This is a genomic window from Nitrospirota bacterium, assembly GCA_016235245.1.
Classification (GTDB): domain Bacteria; phylum Nitrospirota; class Thermodesulfovibrionia; order Thermodesulfovibrionales; family UBA6898; genus UBA6898.
The window spans coordinates 1-25,694 of record JACRLO010000008.1; the positions used below are offsets into that span (position 1 = coordinate 1).

Annotated in this window: 35 protein-coding genes; 9 read left to right on the forward strand and 26 right to left on the reverse strand. The window is 50.3% G+C overall.

The window, feature by feature from the left end:
• Positions 1 to 342, forward strand: a 342-nt coding sequence (locus HZB31_03925; protein ID MBI5847086.1) for a response regulator, incomplete at its 5' end; no start/stop codon positions are given.
• Between the two features lie 15 nt (positions 343 to 357).
• On the opposite strand, the gene HZB31_03930 is transcribed toward HZB31_03925, so the two are convergent.
• From HZB31_03930 to HZB31_04005, 16 genes are all read right to left on the reverse strand, one after another.
• Positions 358 to 555: a hypothetical protein gene (locus HZB31_03930; GenBank protein ID MBI5847087.1), complete on the reverse strand. Its 198-nt coding sequence runs from the start codon at positions 553 to 555 to the stop codon at positions 358 to 360.
• 3 nt (positions 556 to 558) lie between these two features.
• Positions 559 to 1,188, reverse strand: coding sequence for an NADPH-dependent F420 reductase (locus HZB31_03935; GenBank protein MBI5847088.1), 630 nt, complete (start codon positions 1,186 to 1,188; stop codon positions 559 to 561).
• 122 nt (positions 1,189 to 1,310) lie between these two features.
• Positions 1,311 to 2,426 carry a branched-chain amino acid ABC transporter substrate-binding protein gene (locus tag HZB31_03940; GenBank protein MBI5847089.1) on the reverse strand — a complete coding sequence of 372 codons (1,116 nt, stop codon included), beginning with the start codon at positions 2,424 to 2,426 and terminating at the stop codon, positions 1,311 to 1,313.
• A 1-nt stretch (position 2,427) separates the two neighbouring features.
• A complete protein-coding gene (gene thiE, locus HZB31_03945) occupies positions 2,428 to 3,048 on the reverse strand; it encodes a thiamine phosphate synthase (protein ID MBI5847090.1) in 621 nt (206 codons plus the stop codon).
• Positions 3,049 to 3,061: 13 nt separating this feature from the next.
• Positions 3,062 to 4,426, reverse strand: coding sequence for an acetyl-CoA carboxylase biotin carboxylase subunit (accC, locus tag HZB31_03950; protein ID MBI5847091.1), 1,365 nt, complete (start codon positions 4,424 to 4,426; stop codon positions 3,062 to 3,064).
• The gene (gene accB / locus HZB31_03955; GenBank protein MBI5847092.1) at positions 4,423 to 4,869 is read right to left on the reverse strand and encodes an acetyl-CoA carboxylase biotin carboxyl carrier protein; all 447 of its coding nucleotides are present in this window, start codon (positions 4,867 to 4,869) and stop codon (positions 4,423 to 4,425) included. The genes accC and accB overlap by 4 nt, the downstream gene beginning before the upstream one ends.
• Positions 4,869 to 5,432: an elongation factor P gene (gene efp, locus HZB31_03960; GenBank protein MBI5847093.1), complete on the reverse strand. Its 564-nt coding sequence runs from the start codon at positions 5,430 to 5,432 to the stop codon at positions 4,869 to 4,871. The genes accB and efp overlap by 1 nt, the downstream gene beginning before the upstream one ends.
• A 24-nt stretch (positions 5,433 to 5,456) precedes the next feature.
• Positions 5,457 to 6,518 (reverse strand): aminopeptidase P family protein, encoded by a 1,062-nt coding sequence (locus HZB31_03965; protein MBI5847094.1) that lies wholly within the window; start codon positions 6,516 to 6,518, stop codon positions 5,457 to 5,459.
• Positions 6,515 to 6,943 carry a type II 3-dehydroquinate dehydratase gene (aroQ, locus tag HZB31_03970; GenBank protein MBI5847095.1) on the reverse strand — a complete coding sequence of 143 codons (429 nt, stop codon included), beginning with the start codon at positions 6,941 to 6,943 and terminating at the stop codon, positions 6,515 to 6,517. Before aroQ ends, HZB31_03965 begins: the two co-directional genes overlap by 4 nt.
• 58 nt (positions 6,944 to 7,001) lie before the next feature.
• Entirely contained in the window at positions 7,002 to 7,358 is a 357-nt protein-coding gene (locus tag HZB31_03975) for a hypothetical protein (protein MBI5847096.1), read from the reverse strand.
• Complete coding sequence (locus HZB31_03980; GenBank protein ID MBI5847097.1) at positions 7,336 to 8,478, reverse strand: tetratricopeptide repeat protein; 1,143 nt, start codon at positions 8,476 to 8,478, stop codon at positions 7,336 to 7,338. The genes HZB31_03975 and HZB31_03980 overlap by 23 nt, the downstream gene beginning before the upstream one ends.
• 36 nt (positions 8,479 to 8,514) lie before the next feature.
• Positions 8,515 to 9,735 carry a bifunctional phosphopantothenoylcysteine decarboxylase/phosphopantothenate--cysteine ligase CoaBC gene (gene coaBC / locus HZB31_03985; protein ID MBI5847098.1) on the reverse strand — a complete coding sequence of 407 codons (1,221 nt, stop codon included), beginning with the start codon at positions 9,733 to 9,735 and terminating at the stop codon, positions 8,515 to 8,517.
• Entirely contained in the window at positions 9,677 to 10,102 is a 426-nt protein-coding gene (gene rpoZ / locus HZB31_03990; protein MBI5847099.1) for a DNA-directed RNA polymerase subunit omega, read from the reverse strand. The genes coaBC and rpoZ overlap by 59 nt, the downstream gene beginning before the upstream one ends.
• Before the next feature lie 6 nt (positions 10,103 to 10,108).
• Positions 10,109 to 10,726: a guanylate kinase gene (gene gmk, locus HZB31_03995; protein ID MBI5847100.1), complete on the reverse strand. Its 618-nt coding sequence runs from the start codon at positions 10,724 to 10,726 to the stop codon at positions 10,109 to 10,111.
• Positions 10,713 to 10,997, reverse strand: coding sequence for a DUF370 domain-containing protein (locus tag HZB31_04000; GenBank protein ID MBI5847101.1), 285 nt, complete (start codon positions 10,995 to 10,997; stop codon positions 10,713 to 10,715). The genes gmk and HZB31_04000 overlap by 14 nt, the downstream gene beginning before the upstream one ends.
• A gap of 22 nt (positions 10,998 to 11,019) precedes the next feature.
• Positions 11,020 to 11,865: a YicC family protein gene (locus tag HZB31_04005; protein ID MBI5847102.1), complete on the reverse strand. Its 846-nt coding sequence runs from the start codon at positions 11,863 to 11,865 to the stop codon at positions 11,020 to 11,022.
• 133 nt (positions 11,866 to 11,998) lie between these two features.
• Here HZB31_04005 and HZB31_04010 point away from each other — a divergent pair, with 133 nt between their 5' ends.
• Genes HZB31_04010 through HZB31_04035 form a run of 6 tightly spaced genes read left to right on the forward strand, consistent with a single transcriptional unit; the run spans position 11,999 to position 16,105 of the window.
• On the forward strand, positions 11,999 to 12,574 hold the full coding sequence (locus HZB31_04010; protein ID MBI5847103.1) for a 2-oxoacid:acceptor oxidoreductase family protein: 576 nt from the start codon (positions 11,999 to 12,001) through the stop codon (positions 12,572 to 12,574).
• Complete coding sequence (locus tag HZB31_04015; protein ID MBI5847104.1) at positions 12,571 to 12,864, forward strand: 4Fe-4S binding protein; 294 nt, start codon at positions 12,571 to 12,573, stop codon at positions 12,862 to 12,864. The genes HZB31_04010 and HZB31_04015 overlap by 4 nt, the downstream gene beginning before the upstream one ends.
• Positions 12,865 to 14,043, forward strand: coding sequence for a pyruvate ferredoxin oxidoreductase (gene porA, locus HZB31_04020; GenBank protein ID MBI5847105.1), 1,179 nt, complete (start codon positions 12,865 to 12,867; stop codon positions 14,041 to 14,043). It begins immediately after the preceding gene.
• A gap of 1 nt (position 14,044) precedes the next feature.
• Positions 14,045 to 14,977, forward strand: coding sequence for a pyruvate ferredoxin oxidoreductase (locus HZB31_04025; GenBank protein ID MBI5847106.1), 933 nt, complete (start codon positions 14,045 to 14,047; stop codon positions 14,975 to 14,977).
• A 35-nt stretch (positions 14,978 to 15,012) separates the two neighbouring features.
• The gene (locus HZB31_04030) at positions 15,013 to 15,504 is read left to right on the forward strand and encodes a roadblock/LC7 domain-containing protein (protein MBI5847107.1); all 492 of its coding nucleotides are present in this window, start codon (positions 15,013 to 15,015) and stop codon (positions 15,502 to 15,504) included.
• 13 nt (positions 15,505 to 15,517) lie between these two features.
• Positions 15,518 to 16,105, forward strand: a complete 588-nt coding sequence (locus tag HZB31_04035; protein MBI5847108.1) for a GTPase domain-containing protein — start codon at positions 15,518 to 15,520, stop codon at positions 16,103 to 16,105.
• 2 nt (positions 16,106 to 16,107) lie between these two features.
• On the opposite strand, the gene HZB31_04040 is transcribed toward HZB31_04035, so the two are convergent.
• From HZB31_04040 to rnhA, 5 genes are read right to left on the reverse strand one after another with little or no spacing between them, the layout of a single operon-like run.
• Positions 16,108 to 17,445: a hypothetical protein gene (locus HZB31_04040; GenBank protein ID MBI5847109.1), complete on the reverse strand. Its 1,338-nt coding sequence runs from the start codon at positions 17,443 to 17,445 to the stop codon at positions 16,108 to 16,110.
• An 8-nt stretch (positions 17,446 to 17,453) separates the two neighbouring features.
• Entirely contained in the window at positions 17,454 to 18,881 is a 1,428-nt protein-coding gene (locus tag HZB31_04045; GenBank protein MBI5847110.1) for a response regulator, read from the reverse strand.
• Positions 18,882 to 18,893: 12 nt separating this feature from the next.
• A complete protein-coding gene (locus tag HZB31_04050; protein MBI5847111.1) occupies positions 18,894 to 19,367 on the reverse strand; it encodes a hypothetical protein in 474 nt (157 codons plus the stop codon).
• 13 nt (positions 19,368 to 19,380) lie between these two features.
• Complete coding sequence (locus HZB31_04055) at positions 19,381 to 20,625, reverse strand: U32 family peptidase (GenBank protein MBI5847112.1); 1,245 nt, start codon at positions 20,623 to 20,625, stop codon at positions 19,381 to 19,383.
• Complete coding sequence (rnhA, locus tag HZB31_04060; GenBank protein ID MBI5847113.1) at positions 20,622 to 21,104, reverse strand: ribonuclease HI; 483 nt, start codon at positions 21,102 to 21,104, stop codon at positions 20,622 to 20,624. Before rnhA ends, HZB31_04055 begins: the two co-directional genes overlap by 4 nt.
• An 85-nt stretch (positions 21,105 to 21,189) precedes the next feature.
• Here rnhA and HZB31_04065 point away from each other — a divergent pair, with 85 nt between their 5' ends.
• Together HZB31_04065 and HZB31_04070 are read left to right on the forward strand one after the other, a co-directional pair.
• Positions 21,190 to 21,438 (forward strand): DUF2007 domain-containing protein, encoded by a 249-nt coding sequence (locus tag HZB31_04065; protein MBI5847114.1) that lies wholly within the window; start codon positions 21,190 to 21,192, stop codon positions 21,436 to 21,438.
• A 2-nt stretch (positions 21,439 to 21,440) separates the two neighbouring features.
• Positions 21,441 to 21,860: a hypothetical protein gene (locus tag HZB31_04070; GenBank protein MBI5847115.1), complete on the forward strand. Its 420-nt coding sequence runs from the start codon at positions 21,441 to 21,443 to the stop codon at positions 21,858 to 21,860.
• A gap of 57 nt (positions 21,861 to 21,917) precedes the next feature.
• Here HZB31_04070 and xerD read toward each other — a convergent pair whose 3' ends face one another.
• The 5 genes from xerD to HZB31_04095 all read right to left on the reverse strand — a co-directional run bounded on the left by xerD (position 21,918) and on the right by HZB31_04095 (position 25,601).
• On the reverse strand, positions 21,918 to 22,820 hold the full coding sequence (xerD, locus tag HZB31_04075) for a site-specific tyrosine recombinase XerD (protein MBI5847116.1): 903 nt from the start codon (positions 22,818 to 22,820) through the stop codon (positions 21,918 to 21,920).
• A complete protein-coding gene (locus HZB31_04080) occupies positions 22,777 to 23,559 on the reverse strand; it encodes a ribonuclease H-like domain-containing protein (GenBank protein ID MBI5847117.1) in 783 nt (260 codons plus the stop codon). The genes xerD and HZB31_04080 overlap by 44 nt, the downstream gene beginning before the upstream one ends.
• Positions 23,560 to 23,562: 3 nt before the next feature.
• Entirely contained in the window at positions 23,563 to 24,135 is a 573-nt protein-coding gene (locus HZB31_04085) for a cytochrome C (GenBank protein MBI5847118.1), read from the reverse strand.
• 105 nt (positions 24,136 to 24,240) lie between these two features.
• On the reverse strand, positions 24,241 to 24,960 hold the full coding sequence (locus HZB31_04090) for a tRNA1(Val) (adenine(37)-N6)-methyltransferase (GenBank protein ID MBI5847119.1): 720 nt from the start codon (positions 24,958 to 24,960) through the stop codon (positions 24,241 to 24,243).
• Positions 24,961 to 24,962: 2 nt separating this feature from the next.
• On the reverse strand, positions 24,963 to 25,601 hold the full coding sequence (locus HZB31_04095; GenBank protein ID MBI5847120.1) for an HAD-IA family hydrolase: 639 nt from the start codon (positions 25,599 to 25,601) through the stop codon (positions 24,963 to 24,965).
• Between the last annotated feature and the right edge of the window lie 93 nt (positions 25,602 to 25,694).

Genomic DNA, 25,694 nt, shown 5'->3' on the forward strand with positions numbered 1-25,694 from the left:
GATGACAGCAGCCTCAGAAAACTGATAACCACGATACTGCGTAATCAGGGCTATACCGTGATCGAAGCAACCGATGGCGCAGATGCAGTCGAAAAATACAGCGGCAGCAGTGATATCATACAACTGCTCGTCCTTGACGGAATCATGCCGAAGAAAAACGGTAAAGAGGCGTTAGACGAAATCAGGCTCATCAATCCTTCGGTGAAGGCCCTCTTTGTAAGCGGCTACGCAGAAGATATTGTCAGCAGGCAGGGGCTGCTTGAACCGGGCATCACGTTTATTCAAAAACCGCTCTCGCCTTCAGCCCTGCTGAAGAAGGTGCGGGAGCTGCTGGACGACTGATTCATCTCCGGCTTCTCAGCGAGTAAATTCGTCCAGCGCAAACGTAAGCCCTTCTGCTCTGCCCTGCCAGTATGCTATCTGGTCACGGGTCATCCAGATATCGTGAAAGTTCTTGAGATCGGCATTTTCAAGCAGCTTCAGTTTTTCTGAAAACTCAAGCTTTTTGGCGACCGCACGGTCATATTCAGCCTGTATTTTTTCGATATGGGTCACGTGTTACCGCCTTATGAGATTCAACGCCATATTTGTACCCATCTTCATGCCATAGCCGAGTGATATTATCAGCATCGCGACAGGTTCAAGGAGCCGGGCCGCCGTAAGAGGTCCGCAATCGATTGGGTCGAAGCCCACATCTCTGATCAGCTTTGCTACGACCGTTTTTGCCCCGGCATCATCCCCGCAGTAAAGCATACTTGCCATCCGGGAGCCGAAGAGGCGCGACTTCTCCTCATACACCTGGGCAAAGGCCGTATTGAACGCCTTAACTACCTTTGCTCCGGGGACCATTCCGGCAATCTCCTCTGCAGCAGAACTGGTATACCCCAGCTCAAGTCCGCTCAGATCGGGTTTAAGCGGGTTCGTACAATCGATAACAATTTTATTATTCAGGGTGCCTGCCTGTTTGAGCGCATCAGGGACATCCGGCCAGCGTACCGAAAGGAGGATTATATCCGCCTGGGCCGCGTCTGCAGGCGTACCGGCCCTCGCATTGGGCAGAGCCGCTGCCAGAACATTCAGCTTTTCCTGATTCCGGGAATAACTGAAGATAATCCGGTGGCCTTTCATACCCCAGATCTTTCCAAGACCGCTGCCCATATTTCCGGAACCGATAATACCTATTTCCATATGCAGCCCTCTCTTTCTTCTTTTCTCCACTATACCAGACAATGCACTAACTGTCGAATAACTAAAAAAAGGGTGCAGGGAAAACCCTGCACCCTTCGGCGTATAGTATCGAAGAGAAATACTTACGGTTTCCACTGCTCAGCGAACTTGCCGTCCTTTGTTGTCCATACAACATAGGGAGGGGCAGTAACATCACCCTTATCGTCAAACCTGATCTTCCCCACTGCGCCGGAAAACTCCAGCGTATGGAGCTTTTCGATAACCTTTGTGCCCTCTGTCGTATTTGCATCCCTGATAGCCGTAAGCATGATATTGGCAGCATCATAGGCATAGATGGAGTATGGGCCGAGCTCACCGAACTTCGCATTGTATCTGCTGATAAAGTCCTTTGCAGTGGGAATATTCTTCGGGTCAGGGCTGAAGGTAAGATACGTGCCCTCCGCTGCCTGCGCTCCTGCAATCTCTATGAATTTCGGATCGATGGAGCCGTCACCGCTCATAAACGGCGCCTTCATACCAAGTTCACGCGACTGCCTCACAAGCAGGCCCATCTCGGGATAGATGCCGCCGAAAAATATGAGTTCAGGCTTCTTCTCCCTGATCGTGGTGAGCACGCCCTTGAAGTCCTTGTCCCCCTGGATAATGCCGCCATAAAAGACGATCTCGACCTTATCACCAAGCGCTTTTTTGAACTCATCGGCAAGACCCTGGCCGTAGGTTGTCTTGTCATGGAGGACGGCAATCTTCTTCAGTTTCAGCTGACTGTTGACAAAATCAGCGCCGACCTTGCCCTGCTGGTCATCCCTTCCACAAACCCTGAACACCCCCTTGTACCCCTTCTCCGTAAACTGCGGATTCGTGGAGCCGGGCGAAATCATCGGCAGGCTTCCCCTGTTATAAATATCAGATGCGGGGATGGAGCAGCTTGAGTTGAAGTGGCCGATAATGCCGACCGCGCCGTCATTAACGATCTTGTTCGCAACGGAAACCGCCTGCTTCGGGTCATGCTGGTCATCGCCGATAATCAACTCGATCTTTTTACCCAGCATGCCGCCTTTTGCGTTCCATTCCTCAACCGCAAGGGAAACACCGTTTTTGAAATCAGTGCCCATCTTCGACTGATCTCCTGTCATGGGGCCTGCAACGCCGATCTTGATCGAGTCTGATTTTTTCTGGCAGCCTGCCATAAGAGTCAGCGCAATACCAAAGTACAGAAGCAACAGGTATCTTTTTTTCATGTTATCCTCCCGGGACTTTCTGAATTATTTTATGAAATCGTTTTGCGTTTTGCGTTATGTCGCCCCTGCAGATCGCAGTGGCAAGCGCAACCGCGTCGGCTCCCGCACGCATGACATCAGCAGCCGTATCGATGCTGATGCCGCCGATAGCCACAACAGGAATATTGCAATTTTGTTTTATTGTCTTAAGAATGTCAACCCCTTTTGGCGCGCCGGCATCCTTTGTGCTCGTATGGAAAATAGGGCCAAACCCGATGTAGTCAGCCCCTCCTGCTTCTGCCTCTGCTGCCTGCTTCAGAGTATGGGTAGAAATACCGACGATCCTGCTGCCCATAATTTTTCTGGCCTCCGGCAGCGGCAGATCGTCCTGACCCAGATGAACACCGTCAGCATCTGTAGCAAGCGCAATATCAGCATGGTCGTTGATGATAAATACTGCGTTATAGGAGCGGGTCAATTCCCTGAGCTTTACGGCCTCATCATACATTTCCCGTCGTGTCTTCTGTTTTTCCCGGTATTGGATAAACGTAATACCTTCATCAAGCACACGTTTCACCATCTCGGTAAAGGGGATAGCTGACCAGGTCCTGTCCGTGATGAAGCAGATGCCGTGCTGATACATTGAGGGACTATGGTTATTTATTGGCCGGTTGCAGAGGGTTGTTCATCTTCTCGACCAGGCCGGTATTGAACTCACCCCTGACAAAGTCAGGATCGTTCAAAACTCTTTTATGGAACGGTATCGTCGTCTTGATGCCTTCGATAATGAACTCACCGAGGGCACGTCGCATCCTCGCCATGGCCTCCTCCCGGTCGCGGCCATGGACGATCAGCTTTGCAACCAGGGAATCATAATGCGAAGAAACAACGCAGCCGTTGTACATGGCCGTATCCACGCGCACGCCCGGTCCGCCCGGCACCGCCATAAACGTGATCCTGCCGGGGCAGGGGATAAACCGTTCGGGGTCCTCGGCATTGATTCTGCATTCTATGGCATGTCCGGTAAACTTCACCTGCGGCTGCTTCAGCTCCAGGGGAAAACCAGCAGCCACCCTGATCTGCTCCTTCACAATGTCTATGCCCGTTACAAACTCGGTGACCGGATGCTCGACCTGAAGACGCGTATTGATCTCCATGAAGTAGATGTTGCCGTCAGGCTCCACGATAAATTCAACCGTGCCCGCATTGCGGTATTTGATCGCCCGGGCAGCCTTTACCGCATATTCACCGATCTTTTTTCTGAACTTTTCCGAGGCGATAGGCGAAGGCGACTCCTCGATCAGCTTCTGGTGGCGCCTCTGCACAGAGCAATCCCGTTCGCCCAGGTGAAGGATATTGCCCTTGCCGTCCGCAATGATCTGCACCTCGACATGGCGCATCTCGGTAATATATTTTTCCATATAGAGCTCGCCATTGCCGAAGGCCGTAAGCGCCTCTCTCTGCGCCATGAAAAAAAGTTTCTCAAGTTCAGCTTCTTCCCTGATGATCCTCATACCGCGTCCGCCGCCGCCGGCAGATGCCTTGATAATCACCGGAAACCCGATTTTTTTTGCCAGCTTGAGCGCTGATTCCTCTGTCACCACAGGGCCGTCGCTGCCGGGAACCACAGGCACTCCTCTGCGCTTCATCGTCTGCCGGGCTTTCGACTTGTCCCCGCCAAGCCTTATTGTCTCCGCAGACGGACCGATAAAGGTGATTCCTGAGGTAAGACAGGCCTCTGCAAACTGAGGGTTCTCCGAGAGAAAGCCGTACCCCGGATGGATCGCCTCCGCATCAGTAATCTCTGCCGCAGAAAGAATACTGGGAAGATTATTATAGCTCTGGGCTGTGCTTGCCGGACCGACGCAGACAGATTCATCCGCGAGCTTTACGTGGAACGACTCCTTGTCCGCGTCCGAATAGATCGCAACCGTCTTGATGCCGAGTTCTTTGCAGGCACGGATGACCCTGACCGCTATCTCTCCGCGGTTGGCAATGAGAATCTTATTAAAAAGCTTCATGCAGGCTCAACAAGAAAGAGCGGTTCACCGTATTCAACCGCCTGTCCGTTTTCCACAAGGGCTTTCACAACCGTGCCGTCAGCCTCACACTCGATCTCGTTCATGAGTTTCATCGCCTCTATCAGGCAGAGGACCTGTCCCTTTTTCACCTTCTGGCCGATCTCGATAAAGCTCGCAGCCTCAGGTGACGGCGAACGGTAAAACGTTCCGACGATAGGGGAGGTAATGGTGATCAGCCTCTGTTCAGGCTCTTCAGCTACCGCCTCTCTCACCTGCGTTTCCTGCGCAGTAACGACAGAAGGCCTGTGAGCAGGGATATCGATAGACTGCAGATATTTCTCGCGTTTGATTTTTACCTTGGTGCCATCCTTCTCAACCTGCAGCTCGGTAATGTCCGTTTCCTTGAGAAGTTCTATGATCTCTTTAAGGTCCTCAAGTTCCATTATCGCACCCTTTCTATATATTCAGACGTCCTCGTATCGACTCTGATCGTGTCTCCTTCACTGAGATGAAACGGCACCCTTACGACCGCACCGGTCTCGAGCGTTGCGGGCTTCCCGCCCCCAGATGAGGTATCACCCTTGAACCCTGCCGGGTCGGTCTTCGCAATGACCAGTTCCGCAAAGGTCGGCAGTTCCACATTAAGGGGCTCTCCCTTATAGTAGAGGACCTTCACCTCCATATTTTCCTTAAGGAAAAGCTTTGTATCGCCCAACTGCGCCGAGCTCAGCGGAAGCTGCTCGTATGTTTCCTGGTCCATAAAGATATAGTCCTCGCCCTGGGCATAGAGATACTGCATCTTTTTCTCTTCAAGTCCCGCAGGAGGAAATTTTTCGCCTGACCTGATCGTCTCTTCGATAACGCCGCCGGTCTTGAGATTCTTCATCTTTGTCTTGACGTTTGCGCCGCCTCTTCCCATCTTGACGTGCTGAAAATCGATGATCTCGTAAGGTTCACCCTTATATTCTATCTTTGCGCCTTTTCTGAAATCACTCGTTGCTATCAATGGTTTATTCCTCCTGAATCAATGTTAGACTGTTTCAAGTCTTTTGGGAAGCGTTGTCAGGGTCGTACAACCGTGCTTCTCGACATGGACCATGTCTTCGATCCTTACTCCCCCGAAGCCGGGCAGATAAATCCCTGGTTCGATAGTAAATACCATGCCGGCCCTGATCGTTTCTCTGCCAAAGCGGGATACGCGCGGCAGTTCATGGACATCGAGGCCAACCCCATGGCCCGTGCCATGGCCAAAGAAGTCACCGTACCCTGCCTTTTTTATAACATCTCTTGCGGTCTTGTCAACCGTGCGGGCAATGACCCCTTCACCTACAGAGGTGATCGCCCTCTGATTCGCGCTCAGAACCGTATTATAGACTTCAATCTTCCGCGAAAGGTCCTTCCCTCCTCTTAAAAGAAAGGTCCTGGTCATATCGGAGAAATATCCTCCTGCCTCGCCGGCCCAGTCAAACATGATGAAGTCGCCCTGTTTGATCCTGTTGTCGGTTGGCCTTGCATGAGGCATTGCCGAGTTTTTCCCCGCGGCAACGATAATGTCAAAGGGGATCACCGCGCAGCCCTGGCTCTTCAGCCCCGCCTCAAGCCGCAGCGCAAGATGACGTTCCGAAAAGCCCGGCTTGATATAGGGTTTAACTTCGAGAAAGGCCTTCTCTGCCCGCTCAACAGCCCTGCTGATCATCTTGAGTTCAAGCCGGCTCTTGATCCGCCTCAACTCCTCGACCAGGTTCGTGACGCTCTTTACCCTGAACCCCTTCCTCAGAAGCGATTTATAAAATGCATAGGAGACTGTCGATTCAAAGCCAAGCGTCTTGATGCCAACAGCCTTTGCCCTCTCCAGAATCTGTTTTGGGCGTTCCTCGCTCTCGATTACGATATCAAAACCACGCACCTCCCGCTTTGACTGCTCTTCATACCGGGAGTCGGTAAAAAAAATGCGCTCTTTCTTCGTTATAAGCAGACAGGCCGATGAACCGGTAAACCCGGAAAGATAGCGGATATTTCTGATATGGGAAATAAGCATGCCACTGATCCCCTTGGAAGCAAGGGATTCGGTTATCGCAATAATCTGCTTCATCCCTTCAGGATCTTCCGGCTGGCTCGTACGGCAAGGAGATAACCATCAACCCCGAGGCCGCTGATCTGTCCCGTAGCAACGCCGGCGATATAAGAGGTTCTCCTGAAATCTTCTCTCTTATGGATATTCGAAATGTGGACTTCAATGGCAGGCCTGCCCACCGCAGAAATGGCATCCCTGATCGCAATGCTCGTATGCGTATAGGCAGCCGGGTTGATGATCAACAGGTCATAAGCCTTCTTTTGGACTGCATCGACAATGGCTCCCTCGCTGTTGGACTGGAAGGTTTCCGCTTCAATGCCGAGTTCCTTTGACAGCTCGTAAATCTGACGGTTGATCTCCTCAAGAGTCACACTGCCGTAAACATCCGGCTCTCGTGTGCCCAGAAGATTCAGGTTTGGGCCGTGTATGACAAGGATTTTCATGGATATTCAGTTCAGAAATTATTGTTTTTCCGGCGATAGACCGCCGATGCCGGTTCTGCTAAAATTCGTGTTCTATCCTGGGGATCATTGTTTTGAGGACGTAGCGTCCCTTACCGTAATTACCCTCAGGTTTTATGACAAGAGAAAGATAATACTCATCATTGATCTTCCGCATGATAATACCGCAGGTATCCGAGACGATTGAAAATTCTCTGGCCTGTCCCAGACCCAGGTTCTCTGCGGCATAACCGACGTCCCTGATCATCGCAGAGGCCTCAGCGCCAAGCCCTGTCAAATCGATAAGCTTCTCAACAACATATTCCTGCACCGGAATTCCGTCAGAGGCAAGGATCATTGCCGCAACAGCACCGTCAACTTTATCTACCGCCTCTTTAAGAATGTCCGAGAAATTCATCGCGCCCCTTATGTATTCCTTCCAGAAATGCATTCAGTTTGTCTATGAGCAGTTCTTTGTCCTTACCCATCAGTTTCAGCAGCGATCTGAGCTCCTCAACCCGCTGAAGAACCCTCTTGTCATTGGGGTCATCGGTAAGAAATTTCCTGTATACGCCCATCGCCTCGGCAAACTTGCCATCGGCCACAAACCTGTCGGCGTCTGAAAGATCTGTTATATCCTTCTTCGGCACAGCTGCCGGTTCTTCAAACGCAGCAAGCACCGGCTCTTCATCAATTTCAAGCGGCTCTTCCAGAAGTTCAATCGTCTCTTCCGCAGATTCTGCTGCAGAGAAAGGCTCACCAACCGTAGAATTCATCTCCTGAGCTATCTCGTCATCAACATCCTCGAACGACAGGTCCTCCGCCTCAGCAACATCATCTTCAGAGAGGGAAACCGTGCCGGTGTCTTCAGGCTCAACCTGCGTTACAGGATTGCTTTCGTTATGATTTTCAAGCTCGTCACCCATGCCGGACTTATCACCAAAAAGCGAGTCCTTGAAGGCGTTCAGCTCATCTTCAGAATGTTCGACCTGAATGTCAGGGGCCTCAACATGTATCTCTTCGCCGATATGCATCTCCGAGGGCTCTTCCGCAGACGGAGCTCCGGCTCCAGGCATTTTAATCTCACCGTATGACGATTCCGCGTTCCGCGGTTCTTCAACCGGCGGAGCAGGAGACAACGCAGCTTCGATATCCTTCAAATGGCCGACCGACTCTTCATCCATCGGATTAAGCTTCAGGATTGCCTTATATGCCTTTATGGCAAGATCCGTCTCGCCGGTATCCCTGTATACTTCCGCAAGTTTCTTGTGTGCAAAGAGGTTGTCAGGAACGATTTTTATAACGCCTTCGAATTCTTTCCGGGCCTCATCCATCATGCCTTTTTCAAGATACGTCTTGCCCAGCAGAACCCGCGCACTCGTATAGGTGACGTGTTTTTCGAGCCCCTTTTGAAGGACATCTATCGCCTCTTCCAGCATGCCCTCTTTTCTGTATTCCTCTGCAAGGGGCAGAAAGAGCTTCGAGTTAGGGTCTTTGTCAAACTTTTCTCTGAGTTTTTCTATGTCTTTAGATGCCATAACTAGTCAATTTTTTAGCAAAAAATGGAGATAAAGTCAAGTTTTGCCATTAAGATAGCGGTCCAGTATGGCGTCGGCAACATCGTCCTTGCTCATGAGTTTGCTCTGTATGAATCCCGCTTTATCAATAATAACAACCCGGTTCGTGTCCGTCTCGAAGCCGGCCCCCTTCTCAGTGACATCATTAAAGACGATCATGTCCATCTTTTTTCGCTTCATCTTTTCCCTGGCCCTGTCGATCTTCTTGCCGGTCTCTGCGGCAAACCCAATAATAAACGGCCTCTTTTTCTCTTGAGCAATACAACTCACAATGTCCTCAGTACAGGTTAACGAAAGAGATAAGAGCTTTTTTTTCTCAACCTTACCCTTAGACGGTCTGGCAGGCCTGAAGTCCGCAACTGCAGCCGCCATGATCAGGGCAGAAACACCTTTGTCTGTTTCCTCCCTGACAGCAGAAAGCATCTGGGCCGAAGTATCAACACGTCTGCAGGTTACCCCTTGAGGACACTCCAGGGACGTGGGGCCGCTGATCAGCACAACCTCAGCACCGCGATTTCTGGCTGCCCTGGCTAGGCTGAAACCCATCTTCCCTGAAGACCGGTTTGAGATAAACCTCACCGGGTCAAGATACTCCCGTGTCGGCCCTGCCGTCACAACAATCTTCTGACCCTTCAGGTCCTTCGGCGTTAAGGCAGCAACGACTGCAGCAACAATATCCTGCACCTCCGCAAGTCTTCCCGTCCCTTCCTCACCGCAGGCAAGAGGCCCGCTGTCCGGACCTGTCTGGATAACGCCCAGAGAGCGCAGTTTCTTCAGATTATCCTGAACAACCGGATGTTCGAACATCTTTTCGTTCATGGAAGGCGCAATGACCACAGGGCCCCGGAAAGCCAGAAAGGCTGTTGAGAGTATATCGTCAGCTATACCGTTTGCAAATTTGCCGATGATATTTGCCGTAGCAGGAGCCACAACCATAATATCTGCTGCTGCCGGGACTGAAATATGGGTAAGAGGTTCCTGAAAGAGTGAGGTATAGACGGTATTGCCTGATGCGACCTGCAGAGAAAGCGGGGTTATAAACTGCTGGGCTGCCCCGGTCATCATAACCGTGACCGAGGCGCCTTTATCCTTAAGCCTCCGGACAAGCTCTGCGGCTTTGTACGCCGCAATACCGCCGGAGACCCCTAAGAGAACGGACCTATTCTTCAGGTTCGTCAGCTGTAGGTTCCTTTTCCTTTTTGCCGCCGAAAAGCTCATCAAAGGCCATCTTGTCAAAACCGCCGGTCCCCTTCTCCTTCTCGTGGAGATAGACCTTCAGGTCCTTCTCAAGCTCGGTCAGATCCTCGCCTGCGGCCATCTTCCTGCTCTCTTCAAGAAGCTTGCGGTAATCAAGCTTTCCTGCCTTTTCCATGGCGACCCGTGCCTCTTCACCGGTGATGAATTCAAGCTTGTCCTGGACCGCCTCTTCGATCGCAATCGTGGTAACCTTTTTCGACTTTGTTGTTATCCTGGGCTTTGCTCCCAATGAAAGTTCCTTGGCCCTCTGGGTAGCAATGCTTACGAGTCTGAATTTGCCATCGATCTGCTTATGATCAATCTCCGCCGGCAGGGAAATAATGTCCATGAATGTTTACCTCCTGATGATGTTTTTCTCGATCCATGCTGAATCTTTTTTAGAGCTCCGCTGGCCTTCCGCCACAACGATAGCCTCGAACTTGACAAGGGAGCTCTTCAGCAGGTCGTTTACTATAACATAATCATACATCTTATATGCCCGAATTTCCTCACTTGCCCGTTTCATTCTTCTTTCCATATCCTCTTTAGTGTTGCTCATTCTCTTTTCGAGCCTGGCACGCAGTTCGGTGATGGAAGGCGGAAGGATAAAGATGAAGACGCCGTTGCCATAGGTCTTTTTGATCTGTTTCGCCCCCTGGGTGTCAATATCAAGAATAACGTCAAAACCTTCATTAATGATCTTTTCGAGACGTTTACGCGAAGTACCATACAGATTGCCATGCACCTCTGCCCACTCCACAAACTCGCCTTTTTGGATCATGCTCCGGAACTTCTTTTCGCCAACGAATGAATAGTCTTCGTTGTTTACTTCTCCCTGGCGCGGCGACCGTGTGGTATAGGAGACCGAGGTCTTCACGTTATCAAGCGAGTCCACAATTTTCTTGCAGATAGTTGTCTTGCCGGCCCCCGAAGGAGCTGATACGATAAACAGGCTCCCTTTACTCTTCTTCATCGTCACTGCCGCCTTTCCCTTCAAGGAATCTCTGCGTAATCGTCTCTGCCTGAAGAGCAGAAAGAATTATATGGTTGCTCTCGGTAATAATAATCGATCGCGTACGCCTTCCCTGCGTTGCATCCACGAGCTTGCCCGCCTTCTTCGCCTCTTCACGGATACGTTTCATCGGGGCTGAGCCCGGGGTCACGATCGAAACCACTTTGGCAGAGGCGACAACATTGCCGAAACCGATATTGACCAGGACCGGACTGATATCATTTTTTTTCATTGAAATCTCGACCCCTCATTAATCACTGCAGATTCTGCACCTGCTCCCGAATCCTCTCTATCTCTGTCTTCATATCAACCGCAAGCCGGGAAATGCCGTAATCAGCAGACTTTGATGACATCGTATTGACTTCACGGTTCAGCTCCTGGACCAGAAAATCAAGTTTCCTGCCTGCGATGTCGCTTCCAAGCAGCTCCCTGAACTGCTGGATATGACAATCCAGCCTCGCTGTCTCTTCGGCAATATCAGCCTTGCTGGCAAGGACCGCGATCTCCTGCTGCATCCTCGCCGGATCGAGCTCATTGTTTCCAAGCAGCGAACTCAGCTTTTCCTGCAGCCTCACCGCTGCCTCCGGCATTGCCTTAATGATAAGTTCCTTCATCTGCCTGTTCATCCCTTCAAGGGAATCCATAAGCCTGATGAGTTCCTCCGCAAGCAATTGGCCTTCCCTGCTTCTCATACCATGCAGGCTGCCCACAGCCTCATCAAAAACCCGCTTCACCTCTTCCATATCAAAGGAAACATCCGTTTCCATAAACTTGTCATGGAAATATGCCATACTGTTAATGTCCAGAGCACCGGGGATGTGGAACTCCTCCTGGAGGGCCCTGAGAGCACTGAAGATCCTCCCGGCCACAACGTTATTTACCTTAAGGCCGGCAGCAGCCTCACCGGTAATCGATATGGTTACATCGAACTTGCCCCGGTTAAAACGGTCTCTCAGAACATTTCTGAATGCAATCTCATGCTGGCTCAAACAGGAAGGAGCCTTGATATAGATATCGAGAAACCGCTGGTTCAGGGATCGAATCTCAACCCTGCAGCCGGCCCTTTCAGCGCTCCCAAATCCTGTCATGCTCTGTGCCATAGCGATCATAACTATAAAACAGCTCGGCGGATAAGGTCAAATAGGCCTATAAGTTATTGCAATACTTAAATATATTGAAAATTTAAAACTAAATGCTATAAAATTACAATTCATTCTACTTCCGGAGGAAACTATGGCTGAAACAGTTGAGATCAGATGGCATGGAAGAGGCGGCCAGGGAACCGTAACTGCAGCAAAGGTTCTGGCAGATGCCTGCCTGAGCGGAGGAAGGCATGTGCAGGCCTTTCCTGAATACGGACCTGAGCGTGCAGGAGCTCCCCTGAGGGCATACAATCGCATAGCTTCAACGGAACTGAGGATGCACTGCCCGGTGCTTGAGCCTGATGTGGTAGCCGTTGTTGATGCAACACTTCTTGACAGCATCAATATTACGGAAGGCGCAAAGGAAAACACGGTCTTCGTCATCAACACAACGAAAGACCCAAAAGATATCAGGGCAAAACTCAATGCAGGCCCGAAGCAGCGCGTCGTAACCGTTGACGCCACAAAGATCGCCATCGACTGTTTTGGCAGGGCCATGCCGAATTCTCCGATGCTCGGAACAGTCTGCAAAGTAACAGGCCTGGTGACGCTTGAGCATCTTCTTGACGATGTCAGAAACAGTTTCGGCAAGAAGTTCTCCCAGAAGATCATAGACGGAAACCTCGAAGCAACAAAAAGAGGATATGAGGAGGTAAAAGAAGGATGAAAGCAAAAGGATGGAGAGATCTGCCGCCGGGATCTGTTGTGCTTGAAGGTGGCAGCGCAGTTAAGTTCAAGACAGGCTCCTGGAGGGCCTATAGACCTATATGGAAAGAAGAGAACTGCATACAGTGTCTCTTCTGCTGGATCTACTGCCCTGACATGTCCATTAAGGTTAAGGACGGGAAAAGGGGAGAATTCGACTATGATTATTGTAAGGGATGCGGCATCTGCGCCCTGGAGTGCCCTGGCAAAAAAGGTCAGAAGGCCATTGAAATGGTAGAGGAGGGCAAATAGATGGCAAAGGTGGTAGCAGTTACCGGAAATGAGGCCTGTGCAAATGCACTGCGTCAGGTAAATCCTGATGTCTGCGGCATATATCCTATCACACCCCAGACAGATATGATGCAGAGGTTCGCATCGTTCATTGCCGACGGCAAGGTCGATACGGAATCTATCCTTGTCGAAAGTGAACACAGTTCCATGTCTGCCTGTATCGGCGCTGCCGCAGCAGGCGGCAGGGTCATAACCGCAACGTCTTCACAGGGCCTCGCGCTCATGTGGGAGATGCTCCATATCGCATCAGGGGACCGGCTGCCGATCGTCATGCCGGTTGTCAACCGCGCCCTGTCAGCGCCCCTGAACATCCATGGTGATCACTCTGACGCTATGGGAGCCCGCGACACAGGCTGGATTCAGCTCTGGTCCGAAAATGGCCAGGAGGCTTATGACAACACCATTCAGGCGTTCAGGATCGCTGAGCATATGGATATCAGACTGCCGATCATGGTCTGCATGGACGGCTTCATCATCAGCCATTCGATAGAAAGACTGGAATATCTTGAGGACCAGGAAGTGAAGGATTTTGTCGGGCCGTTTAAAAACTTCCTGCCCCTTCTGGACCTTGCAAAACCGAAGAGTTATGGTCCTCTTATCCTTACTGACCTGTATCATGAATACAAGCGCGCTCAGCATGAAATCATGACCAAGGTGAAAGACGTTGTGCTTGATGTCGCAAAGGACTTTGAAAAGATGAGCGGCAGGAAATACGGCATTTTTGAGTCATACAGGCTCGAAGACGCTGACATAGCAATCGTAATCCTGAACTCTGCAGCAGGAACGACAAAAGACGTAATCGATCAGTTCCGGGAAAAAGGAATTAAGGCCGGACTTCTCAAGCCAAGACTCTTCAGACCGTTCCCTTTCACCGAGATTGCAGATGCGCTCAAAAACACCAAAGCGGTCTGTGTCATGGACAGGGCAGACTCATACGGCAGCTACGGACCGCTCTTTATGGAGATTGCCTCAGCACTCTATCCGCTTGAAAAGAAGCCTCTGCTTATGAACAAGATCTACGGCCTCGGCGGAAGGGACTATCTGCCTTCCCATGCTGTTCAGGTGCTCACAGAACTGAATGAAATTGCAAAGAGCGGCAAAGTGAATACACTCAAAGACTACATAGGAGTGAGGGAATAACATGGCTACACCACTTTCGTTAAAAGAGCTTTCAAAAAAGGAAGACCGTTTCACCCATGGCCACAGAATGTGCTCAGGCTGCGGTGCGCCGATCGTCGTAAAGATCGCCATGCTGGCAACTGACTATCCGGTTGTCGTTTCGAATGCGACCGGATGCCTTGAGGTTTCATCCTGCATATCCGAGTTCACGGCATGGAATGTGCCCTGGATCCATACAGCCTTTGAAAACGCAGCGGCCACACTCTCCGGAGTTGAGACCATGTACCGCTCGCTCAAGAAACAGGGCAAGTTTGATCAGGAGGTCAAGTTCATTGCCTTTGGCGGCGATGGCGGCACCTATGATATCGGCTTTCAGAGCCTTTCAGGAGCCATCGAGCGCGGTCATGACATGATTTACATCTGCTATGACAACGGCGCATACATGAACACCGGCATACAGCGTTCAAGCGCTACTCCGCTTGGCGCTGATACTACCACCTGCCCTGCCGGTTCCGTAATACCGGGCAAGCTCCGTAACAGGAAAAACCTCACAAAGATCATGGCAGCACACGACATCCCCTATGTTGCCCAGGCATCTCCTTCCCACTGGCAGGACCTTTTCAGGAAGGTGCAGAAGGCGCATGAGCTCAAGGGGCCGAAGTTCATTAATGTTATCGCTCCCTGCAACCGGGGATGGCGGTCCAAGACAAACGATGCCATCCAGTTAAGCAGGCTTGCAGTAAACACCTGCTACTGGCCGCTTTATGAAATTGAAGACGGCGTGACCAAAATCACGGTAACACCGAAAGAGAAGATCCCTGTTGCCGAGTTCATGAAACCACAGGGCAGGTTCAAGCATCTTTTCTCTCCTGAGAATGAAGGACTGCTTCAGCGGGTCCAGGAGGAAGTTGACAAGGAATGGGCAAAATTACTGAAAGAGGCAAAAACAGATTGATAAAAGCCGGTCTTTATGATATTTTCTAAGGTGTTATGAGCTCAGACCTGGTAATGTATGAAGAGGAGTTCCAGAAGATCGATGAGGAACTTCAGAAGCTGTTTCAGCAGGCCAACGCAAAGGTGGTATTTCTTGTTGACAAGAACGGCCAGCTGATTGCATCTGCCGGCGATACCCACGAGATCGACACCACTTCGCTCGCTTCACTTACCGCGGGCAATATCGCTGCAACGGGTGGAATCGCCCGCCTTCTGGGCGAGAAGGAATTCACGATCCTTTTTCACGAAGGGGAAAAAGACAATATCCATATATCCCTTATCGGCCAGAGGGTCATCCTTGTTGTAATTTTCGATAAACGGTCATCCCTCGGCCTTGTGCGGCTCCGCGTCAAGAAGTCGTCGGAGGCACTCATTAAGATTTTTAACGATATCACGAGCAAGGCCGAGAAAGAGAAGAGCGAAGGCAAACTCGATGAATCTCCCTTCGCTGAGATCAGCGATGAGGATATCGACAATCTGTTCAAATAGGTGTGCTAATTAAGTGTCCTTTATAAACTACGCTTCCCGAGAGATCAACTGCAAGATCGTCTATTATGGTCCCGGCCTGTGCGGAAAGACCACAAACCTGCAGTATGTGTACAAAAAGACGAACCCTGATCAGAAAGGCAAGCTTATCTCGCTGGCTACGGAGACCGAGCGCACCCTCTTCTTTGACTTTCTTCCCCTTGCATTAGGCGATATCAAGGGCTTTAAGGTGCGTTTTCATCTCTATACCGTCCCGGGCCAGGTCTTTTATGCCGCCAGCAGAAAGCTTATCCTGAAAGGTGTTGACGGTGTTGTCTTTGTTGCGGATAGCCAGATCGAAAGAATGGAAGCGAACATCGAAAGTCTTGAAGACCTGAGGATAAACCTTGCAGAACAGGGATATGAACTGGACAAACTCCCCTATACGGTCCAGCATAACAAGCGCGATCTCTCAAATGTCGCTCCTGTAGAAAACATGAACAAGCTCCTGAACCCACGCAATGTGCCGTCGTTTGAGGGCTGCGCAGTCACCGGCGTGGGAGTATTCGAAACCCTCAAGAACGTCGCCAAGCAGGTCCTCATCGAACTGAAGAAGCACTATTAAGCCTAACGTTTCTGCGCTATTTCTTCTGCCAAATCCGACAACGTATCATCCCTGGCTCCAAAGACAACATACGTGTCATATTCACCAGGCAGATTAAATACAGCATCTCTTTCGGCAACAGCAACCGCATCCCTGCCTGCTGCCTTAATTGGCGCAGCAAGGTCTTCACTTGAAATATCCTGCGCTGCTGTGCCGCCCGCATAATAGATCGGCAGTATAATAAGCCGGTCTGTATCTCTCAGGCAGTCAGTGAATGTTTTTATGTATCCGTCCTTCATGAGCCTTGTCGGTGCGAAGCCGTGGGGCTGGAAGATATAGCAGACTTTGCCGCTTATCCCCTGCATGGTCTGCATAAGGCTCTGGATCTTGTGGGGGTTGTGGGCATAGTCATCGATAACAAGATGCCTGCCGTCGTTAAGATGAAGATCGAACCTCCTCTCAATACCCTGAAACTCAGGGAGAACTGCTGCAATCTCCTTCAGCGCAATGCCGGTTTCTGCAAGAAGTGCAATACAGGCGAGCGCATTATAAAGGTTATGTCTGCCGGGCAGTGAAAGGATAAAATTCTGTCCGTAAATACTGAACGTGGTAGTCAAAGGCTGATACCGGATATCCACTGCCTGATAATCAGAGGCTTTGTCAATCGAAAATGTTGCGGCATCCCTGATCCTGCAGTGCTTCAGATTCCAGTCATCGGCATTCAGGATTACCATGCCGGCAGTATTATCGGACAGTATCTCAAACATCATGCCGGTCTCTGCTATGGAATGATGGTCAAGGTCAAGATTCAGGATGACGGAATGCGCGGGGTGATAGTTGACAATCGTGCCGTCAGACTCACATGCCTCGATAACGAGCTGGTCAGAATTACCGGCCAGATAATTGCCCAGATTCTTCTCTGTCCTGAACTGCTTTACCCTGCCGCCGCCGATAAAGTTTGGGGACATACCAAGCTGCCTCATCAAAAATACCAGCATTCCGGAAGTCGTGGACTTGCCGCTTGTCCCCGCAATTGCGACGGTCTTATATACAGATACGATCTCGGCGAGATATTCAGGGCGGGTCCTGATCAGCAGGCCAAGCTCCTGAGCTTTCAGGCAATCAGGGTTGGACGGCTCTACTGCTGTACTGAAAACCGCAAAGTCAAAACCCCGGTCAAGGCCGTTGCCGTCCTGCGGAACGATCCTGACATTGTTCGCCTCTAATCTCTTTCTGACAGGGTGATCAGCATGACTGTCGAAAAGACGATCAGAGCCGCTGACACTATGACCTTTGTCTGCCGCAAATCCGGCAAGCGCTGAAACGCCGCTGCCGCCTATGCCGGAGAAAAAAATCTTCACTTTCCCTTCTACTGTTTGTGGACAATAGTTGTAAGACCCAGCTTGTTCAAGGTTTCAGAAATCTCGACAGCCTTCCTGAAGTTCGGATAGGTTCCGGCAGTCACGCGGAACATGACCTTATTGTCTTTGGTCGTTATCTTCTTCACTGAAGGGGTATATCCCTTTTCCCTGAGCTTGTCAGCCATTGTCGTGGCATATGCCTCATTTTGAAAAAGTCCGGCCTGAACATAATAGGCCCGTTTGCCCTTGACTGCAGCACGCGTCTCTTTCCCTGCCGGCTGTTTTGCTGCCGCGGGTTTCTTCTCTTCAGATGCAGCAGCAACAGGTGCTGCTTCTTTCCCGGATTTTTCTGCTTCAGCCTTTTGTACAGACTCTTTCTTTGTCTCTGCTTTTGGAAGAGACTCTTGAGGTTTCGCCTCCTTTGCCCCTGTGATTTCAGATTTTTTCGGCTCTGAGGCTACCGGTATCTCAGGGATCACATTCGGTTTTTCTGCGGGTATCGCGGCAGGCGCTGGAGCCGGTGCAGGCTCAGGGAGGACCTTGACAACCTGTTTTTCAACAGGGGCCTGCTTGCTGCCGGCAGTAAAAAAGAAGTAACCACCGACACCAAGGCCTATGCCGACAACAATTGAAGCTGCTATCAGAAGTATTCGCCTCACAGAACTCGCAGGCTTCTCAGGCTCATAGGCCAGATCAGCATCGTCTTCAGGGAATCGGTCATCATCTTCCTGCAACCCCTTCTCTTCTGCACGGGACTTCTTGAGTTCTTCCCCAAACATGTCCGCCTCGTCAGTAAACAGGTCCCTGTCATCGTCTTCCTTCCTGTCAAACGGATTCTCTTTTTCCGGCATATCAGATTCCCCCTCTTTGGTCATTTTGTTCATCGTCTCTTGTTCAATCTGTTCTGCATCTTCTCCCGTGCCGCCTTCACCGGACAGTTCCATCATTGATGCAAGCTCCGGCTCTTCGGCCATCACCTCTTCTTCATGAAAATTCATCGGAGTTATCTCTTCCTCAAGGGAGAGCTCCCCGGGCGCCTCGCTTTGCGGTTCCGTGGATGCAAAATCGCCAAGAAGGGCCTTCGTCTTCTCAATGATCTCGCTATCCTTGAGAGGCTTGACCAGCGTATCGAGGACTCCAATAGTTACCGTGTATTTTGGATCGAGCTCTCCCCGGTGTGTGAGAAGCATGATAACAGGCACTTTTTCGAGACTCCCGACCGCATGGATAGCCTTGCTTACTTTAAGCCCATTCGTACCTGGCAGCAGAAGATTGATGAAGATTAAATCAGGGATGTCCGATTTGGCAGCCTCAAAGCCTGCCTGCGGGTCAGGCGACGTCAGAACCTTAAAGCCGTAGCGGCCGAGGACCTCTTCGATCTGGCTGCAGGCCGCTGCATCGTCATCTATGACAAGGACTTTTCTGCCGGCTGTCATACGTTGGGCCGTCTATCTCCTGAGCTCAAGTTTTCTGATCTCATGCTCCCTATCAGCTACCTTTCCCCGTTGATTATACAGGATTACAAAGAAGAGAATATAGCCGCCAATGGGGATAATACTGAAGTACATGACATAGGTCGTAAGCAGAGGGTGCTGCAACACCTCAACGAAATCCGCAATGCCTGATTTCAGCGCAATGAAGACAACGGCGCAGAACATGAAAATGAATTGCAGAAAGGTAAGGAACTGCCGGATACTTGCCTCCTGGCCCCTGAGCGCGTTGAGCTCCTTTATTTTGAAATCGAAAACACAGCTCGCGCATTCTTTTCTTCCCTCTACGCGGTGTTTTCTGCAGAGCGGGCTCTTTTTGCACCGCGGGCAGATAAAGCTCTCCTGTTTGTGAACATAGGTATCACAGACCAGACATCGTGCCAGTTCAGTACGCTCGTCGACAAAATCTTCTTTTAAGCGAATCTTCTCCATAGTTCTGTCCGCCTCATGCAGATACGGCTTCACTCCTCTGCGCAGACCTGAAATCCTTCTGTCTCCGTATCAGGTCCTGTTCCCTTGCCTCTTCAGGCACCCACATGAATATGATATCTTCATTCCGCGCAGACATAACCTCATTCTGCTCTACGTCCTTCATCGCTTCGACAGGAAAGAGCTTCTCTTCAATGCCTGGAGAAAGGTATTCGACAGAGTCTCCCAAGTCAAGCCGGTTTCTTAAGGCGACCTTTGCGAGAGGGCCTTTCTTTTCGACAATAATACCGACAAACTCATGGCTCATGCGATAGCTTTCGCCGTCGAAATTATAGTCCTCGTCACGCTGTTTTCCAAAAAACATGCCTGTGGTGTACCCGCGGCTGCTGAACATGGAGAGTTCCCTGAGCCACCGGGGGTTTACCTGATATGCTTGACCCTCAGTGATCTCGTCAATCGCCTCCCGGTAGACCTTGATAACGCCGGAAACGTAATTGATGCCCTTCATTCTGCCCTCGATCTTAAAACTGTCAATACCTGCATCAGCAACCAGCGGGAGGTGTTCTATCATGCAGAGGTCTTTTGAACTCAGGATATAGGTTCCCCGATCATCCTCGAAAACAGGGAAGTGTTCACCAGGCCGCTTCTCTTCCATCAGCGTATAGCTCCACCGGCACGAATTGGTGCATTCACCGGTGTTTGCACTCCGCGAAGCAAGAAAACTGCTTATGTAGCACCGGCCTGAATAGGAAAGGCAGACTGATCCATGGACAAAGACCTCAAGTTCAACAGAAACCTTCTCCCGGATCTGCCGTATCTCTTCAACCGAAAGCTCCCGGCTGAGAATAAGTCTTTTTGCGCCGAGATCCTGCCAGAAACGTGCGGCGGCGGCATTCGTGATATTTGCCTGGGTGCTGATATGGATATCGATCTCAGGACACCGCTTCCTGCAGAGCGCGAAAACACCGGGGTCCGAGAGGATAACCGCATCGGGTCTCACCTCATTGAGGAAGTCAAAATGCTCTTCAATATCGCGAAGGTCCCTGTTATGGGGAAAGATATTTGTGGTCACATACGCCTTTTTGGACTGGTCGTGGGCATAGGCTATTGCCTGCCCAAGCTTCTCTCCCTGAAAATTGCCTGCCTTCCCCCTCAGGCTGAACCTCGAGTCGCCAAGATAGACAGCATCCGCGCCATAATGAAGGGCGGTTTTCAGTTTTTCAAAGTCACCTGCAGGGGCGAGAAGTTCAGGTCTTTTCATGCACCAACCTTATCTGCAATCAAGGATCTCTTGTGGCGTTTAATCGCCTGAAGAGCAAGGATATCGCACCGTTCATTTTCGGCATGGCCATTATGACCTTTTACCCAGCACCATGTGATATCATGAGGCTCTGAGGCCTTGAGAAGCCGCTCCCAAAGGTCCCGGTTCATGACACCCTTCTTCTGGGAATTCTTCCATCCTCTTTTTATCCAGTCGTTAATCCACTCGGTCATACCCTTGACCACATAGCTCGAATCGGTCGTTATCTTCACCGTGCAGGAGACCTTCAATGCCTCAAGCGCCGTAATTACACCCATAAGCTCCATTCTGTTGTTCGTGGTCATGGCTTCTGCGTCAGAGAGCTCCTTCTCTTTCTCATCAGAGCGCAGGATCGCACCAAAGCCTCCGACTCCAGGATTTCCGCTGCATGCGCCGTCGGCAAAAATCTCGACAAAAGGTATTTTCTTCTCTTTTTTCATGGTGGTAGTTTACCTTTTTTCAAGCCATCATTTCCAAGCCTGGACGTATTTTGACTTATTCAAACTCATTCATTATCCTAAGAGCATGTCTGAAGAATGGACCACACTGCTTGTAACCTATGACCAGCTCGAGGCAGAGATGATAAAGGATCTGCTTGAAAGCGGCGATATTACTGTTGTGCTCAGATCTGCAAAGGTAAGCCCCTATCCTGTCAATATCGGCAAGATGGGCGAAGTTAAGGTCATGGTACGGTCGACTGACATGGAAGCAGCAGGCGAAGTCCTCAGAAGGTTTCGGGAAGAAGCCGGGAGCTTGGATGAGGAATTAAGCTGAATATGGCAGATACGCTTGAAGAACTAAAAAAACAGGTCTTCTATGATTTATTGAACATTGCCGGACGGGTATATATTGCGGTCAGATACGGCGAGGATGTCGTCGTCGGCAAAAGGGGTTTCCTGCCCCAGGAAAGGGAAAAGGGACTTATCCTCGTCTTCAATCAGAAGATGAACTTCATCTGGGACGAATTCGGCATATCAACGACCCTTGCATTCGGCACAACTGCTGAAAAATGTTTTATACCGCAGGAAAGCATCTTTACTATTTTTTCGCCCGAGCTGAATGCGCAGTTCACCGTCGACCCGGGTGAACAGACGAAGGTGCCGGAGAAGAAGGCGGAGAAAAAAATGGAGATCGCAGGAAAAAAGACCTTGTCTGATAAAAAAGTTATCAGCGTAGATTTCAAAAAGAAGCTATAAGCGTTTTCATCATATACCTCTTCACGGGTTGCCCTCTTCTGCCTACTTCCTGCGTAATTATGCCCTTGGGTGATAGGTCTTGTAAACTTTCTTGATCCTGTCTGTGGTTACCTTCGTATAGATCTGCGTTGTCGAGATATCCGAGTGGCCGAGCATCTTCTGTAGTGACCTGAGGTCTGCGCCTCCCTCCAAAAGATGCGTCGCAAAGCAGTGTCTTATCGTATGCGGCGAAAGTTCTATGCCTGACTGCTTGCCGATGGCCTTCAAGGTCTGCCAGAAACGCTGCCGCGTCATCGGCCTTCCGTTTCTCGTCACAAAAAGATACGGAGACTGTTTTTTCTTCAGTGTCTCCGGACGCTCTTTTTCCGTATAGTTTTTTACCTTCTCAAGCGCACGGAGGTTCACCGGAACAATGCGCTCTTTTGAGCCCTTGCCTAACACCCTGATGAAGCCTGCATCAAAATGGATATCCCCGAGTTTAATGCTGACGAGTTCGCTCACCCTGAGCCCTGATGAATAAAGCAGCTCAAGCATGGAAGAATCCCGCAATGCGGTCTTGGGCGAAAATGTGGCATCAAGCAGGTCTTTTACATCCGAGATGCTCAGGGCCTTTGGCACCCTCTCCCATTTTTTCGGCATCTGCAGATTCTCGGTCGGATCGTCCTGTATGCGCTTTTCCAGAAGAAGAAACTTGTATAAGGCCTTGATCGAGGAGATATATCTGCAGACCGTAGAGATGCTGTAGCTGTCGCTTCTGAGCAGCTCAAGAAAATTCAGGATGTCGGACTTGTCGGCAGTGAGCGCTTCCCTGCCCTGTTGCTTCGTAAACAGAAGATACTTCTTCAGGTCCGTTGCATACGCATTGACCGTATTTCTCGAAAGGCCTTTTTCTACGGACAGAAAGGTAAGGAAGAGGTCAAGCAACTCCGCAGGCAAGGTATTCCTCAATCCCTGTTGCATGCTTCAGTCGTTCGTAAAGCATCGGCGCCATCTGCATGAGGTTAACCGTATCTTCACGGTTGTAGCATATCAGACGTTCAAGAGCTTCGGATGAGCCTGCCCTTGCCTGATCCCACATCTTTACCGCATCATATCCATCAAGTCCCTGAACTGCTTCATTCCGCTGAATACCAAAGTCCTGTTCGAGTTTTTTCAGACCTCCTTTAATGCCTAGCCTCTTGGCAGCAAAACAGAGATCAAAATGGGGCATGGGGAACTCTATGCCGCGAAAGGTCTGCTGCAGGAAGGGGACGTCAAAGACTGCACCGTAAAAGGTGACAAGACATTTATAGTTGCGGAGTTCCTTATTGAGGGCCTCTGTGGTAAGGTTTTCTCCCTCCACAAAACACTTATAGTCATATCCGTCGTAGAGACCGACCACGGTAGCATAGCCGCCGCTGTTTGGCTGCAGACCATTTGTCTCGATATCCAGACAGACGGTTTCGCCCTTAAATGTTTCAAAAAGCCTCCACTGCTCCCGGCGTTGCACTGCCCTGCTGAAATAGCCCGCATTGCGTGCCCTCAGCTCAGACTGAAAACGGAAGAGACTCTCGTCAAAGAGCCTCTTCCGTTCAGGACTGAATATCTGTATATCCTCAGTACCAAGGAAGTCATTCCATGTCAGGACGCCTTCCTTCCAGAGCTTCTGTTCTTTCTTCTCACCAATACCTTCAAGGATGCAAAAACTGTTTTCTATCATTCATTACTTCTTTCCTGGTGCCGCGGATGTTGATGCAGGCGAGGATGCAGAGGATTTTCTCTCATCCATGCTGTTAAAGATCTTCGGGCTCTTCACGGCAGATGGATCAGCTTTTGAACTGTGGCACATACCGCAGAAATCTGCCATTTTAGCGCCGCGGGCGGTATCCACTCTGAGATATTTATGATTCGGGTTTGACGGATGGGGATCATGGCAGCCAACACACTCCAGCTTACCCTCCCTTAATAACGAGTCCGGCACATTAGCAACCTTTGCATTCGGCGTCACATTAAACGGATGGCTATGGTTTGCTTCAACCGGTGCGATGCCCATACCGCCCTTTTCTATGGTTTCATGGCAGCCGAGACAGAGCGCTGTTGTGCCCGAAAAGGGCTGCTTCGTCCTCGGATTGACCGCTTTTTTGTTCGGATCTACCGCAAAAATAAGTTCACCCTTTGCCGTATGGATGCCATGGCAGCCAACGCAGTTCAGCCCGTCATGCGCTCCAGAGGCAAACACAAATGACGGCACGGTAAGGAGAAAAACAGAGACCCCAAAAACCCTCAAAAAACTCATAGACAGCTCCTCCTTGAAAAAAGTTACTTTATTATACTGAATGGCGACATGATCTTGCCATTAAATCTGCCTATGTTTCGATAACAGACTACCAGCTATTGCATTTCACCTGCCGTCACCATACATGGCGCTAACTTCCGCGGTATAGGAACCGTCCATATTATAGATAAAAAGAGGGGGATCGATCTTGATGCCAGGCCTGGCTTCCTTGACGGACTCGATCAGCACAATCTTGGACTCGGCACCCGCATCGTTATGGACAAATCTGACCCTCTTGGGCTCAAGACGCCAGAGCCTGAGAGCATCAACCGCTTCAAGGAGCCTTTCAGGGTGATAGATCATAAAGAAACGGCCCTTTGCTTTAAGCAGATAAGAGGCTGCCTCTGCAAGTTCGCTGATCTTGAGGGCCAGTTCATGGCGCGCAATTGCCCGCTCCCGGCCGACGCTCAGTTTCCCGGTTGTAGGTTTTCTGAAGGGAGGGTTTGATACGACCAGATCGCAGGTCATGCAGGCGAAGTCATCCTTAAGATGTTTTATATCCGCAAGGACCGCCTTGACCCTGTCGCCAAGACCATTGATCTCTATGTTCTTCAGGGCAAGACCGTAAAGCGATTCCTGAAGTTCAACCAGAGAAACACGTGCCTTATCATATTTGCGCGCTAGGAGCAGCCCGATAATTCCCGAGCCTGTTCCAAGATCAGCGATATTCCTGGCATACCGCATATCGGCGAAGGAATACAGGAGAACGGCATCAACGGAAAAACGATACCCTTCCTTATTCTGGTACACTTTAATATCCCTTATGCCGTCAAGCGTTGTATCCAATATCATCTGCCTGCAACTATTTCCAGGATTTCAGGGAACGTGTCGATAATAAAATCAGCATCCTGAAGGAGCGCGGCGTCCCGGTATCCATACGTCACCGCACAGGTAACCGTACCTGCCGCCTTTCCCGCTTCAATATCAAAATTGCTGTCGCCGATGATCACGGTTTCTTCCGGCCCCACTGACAACATCTGCATGACCTTCAGAAGCGGCATTGGCGAAGGCTTCTTCTGTCCTGTGCTGTCACTCCCCAGCACAGCATCAAAGTGCTGCAGGAGCCCAAGACCTTGAAGCACCTCTGTTGAGAGGGCCTCGCGCTTATTGGAGATAACCGCCTTTTTGTAATTTCGAAGATTTGCAAGGGTCTCAGCGACACCAGGATAAGGCGCAGTATGATCGAGCAGGTGGGAAGAATAATAGTCCATGAATCTGACAAGGGTTGGGGCATGCATGGCAAGGCGCTCCGGGCCAAGCAGATTTTCAAGCAGTTTCGTAATGCCCTCACCAACAAGACGTTTCGTCTGAGCCTCAGTCAGTTTTTCGAGAGCATATGGTTCTATCGCATAATTCAGCGCATTGGTAAGGTCAATACTGGAATCAACGAGCGTTCCGTCAAGATCAAATATGATCAGTTTTATCATAAGATATCGATTATACCGGAATCATCTGCATACTTTCAGGCGAATTGCCCTGTTTCAAAACTTCCTAACTATAAAGCCATAGATATATTTTAT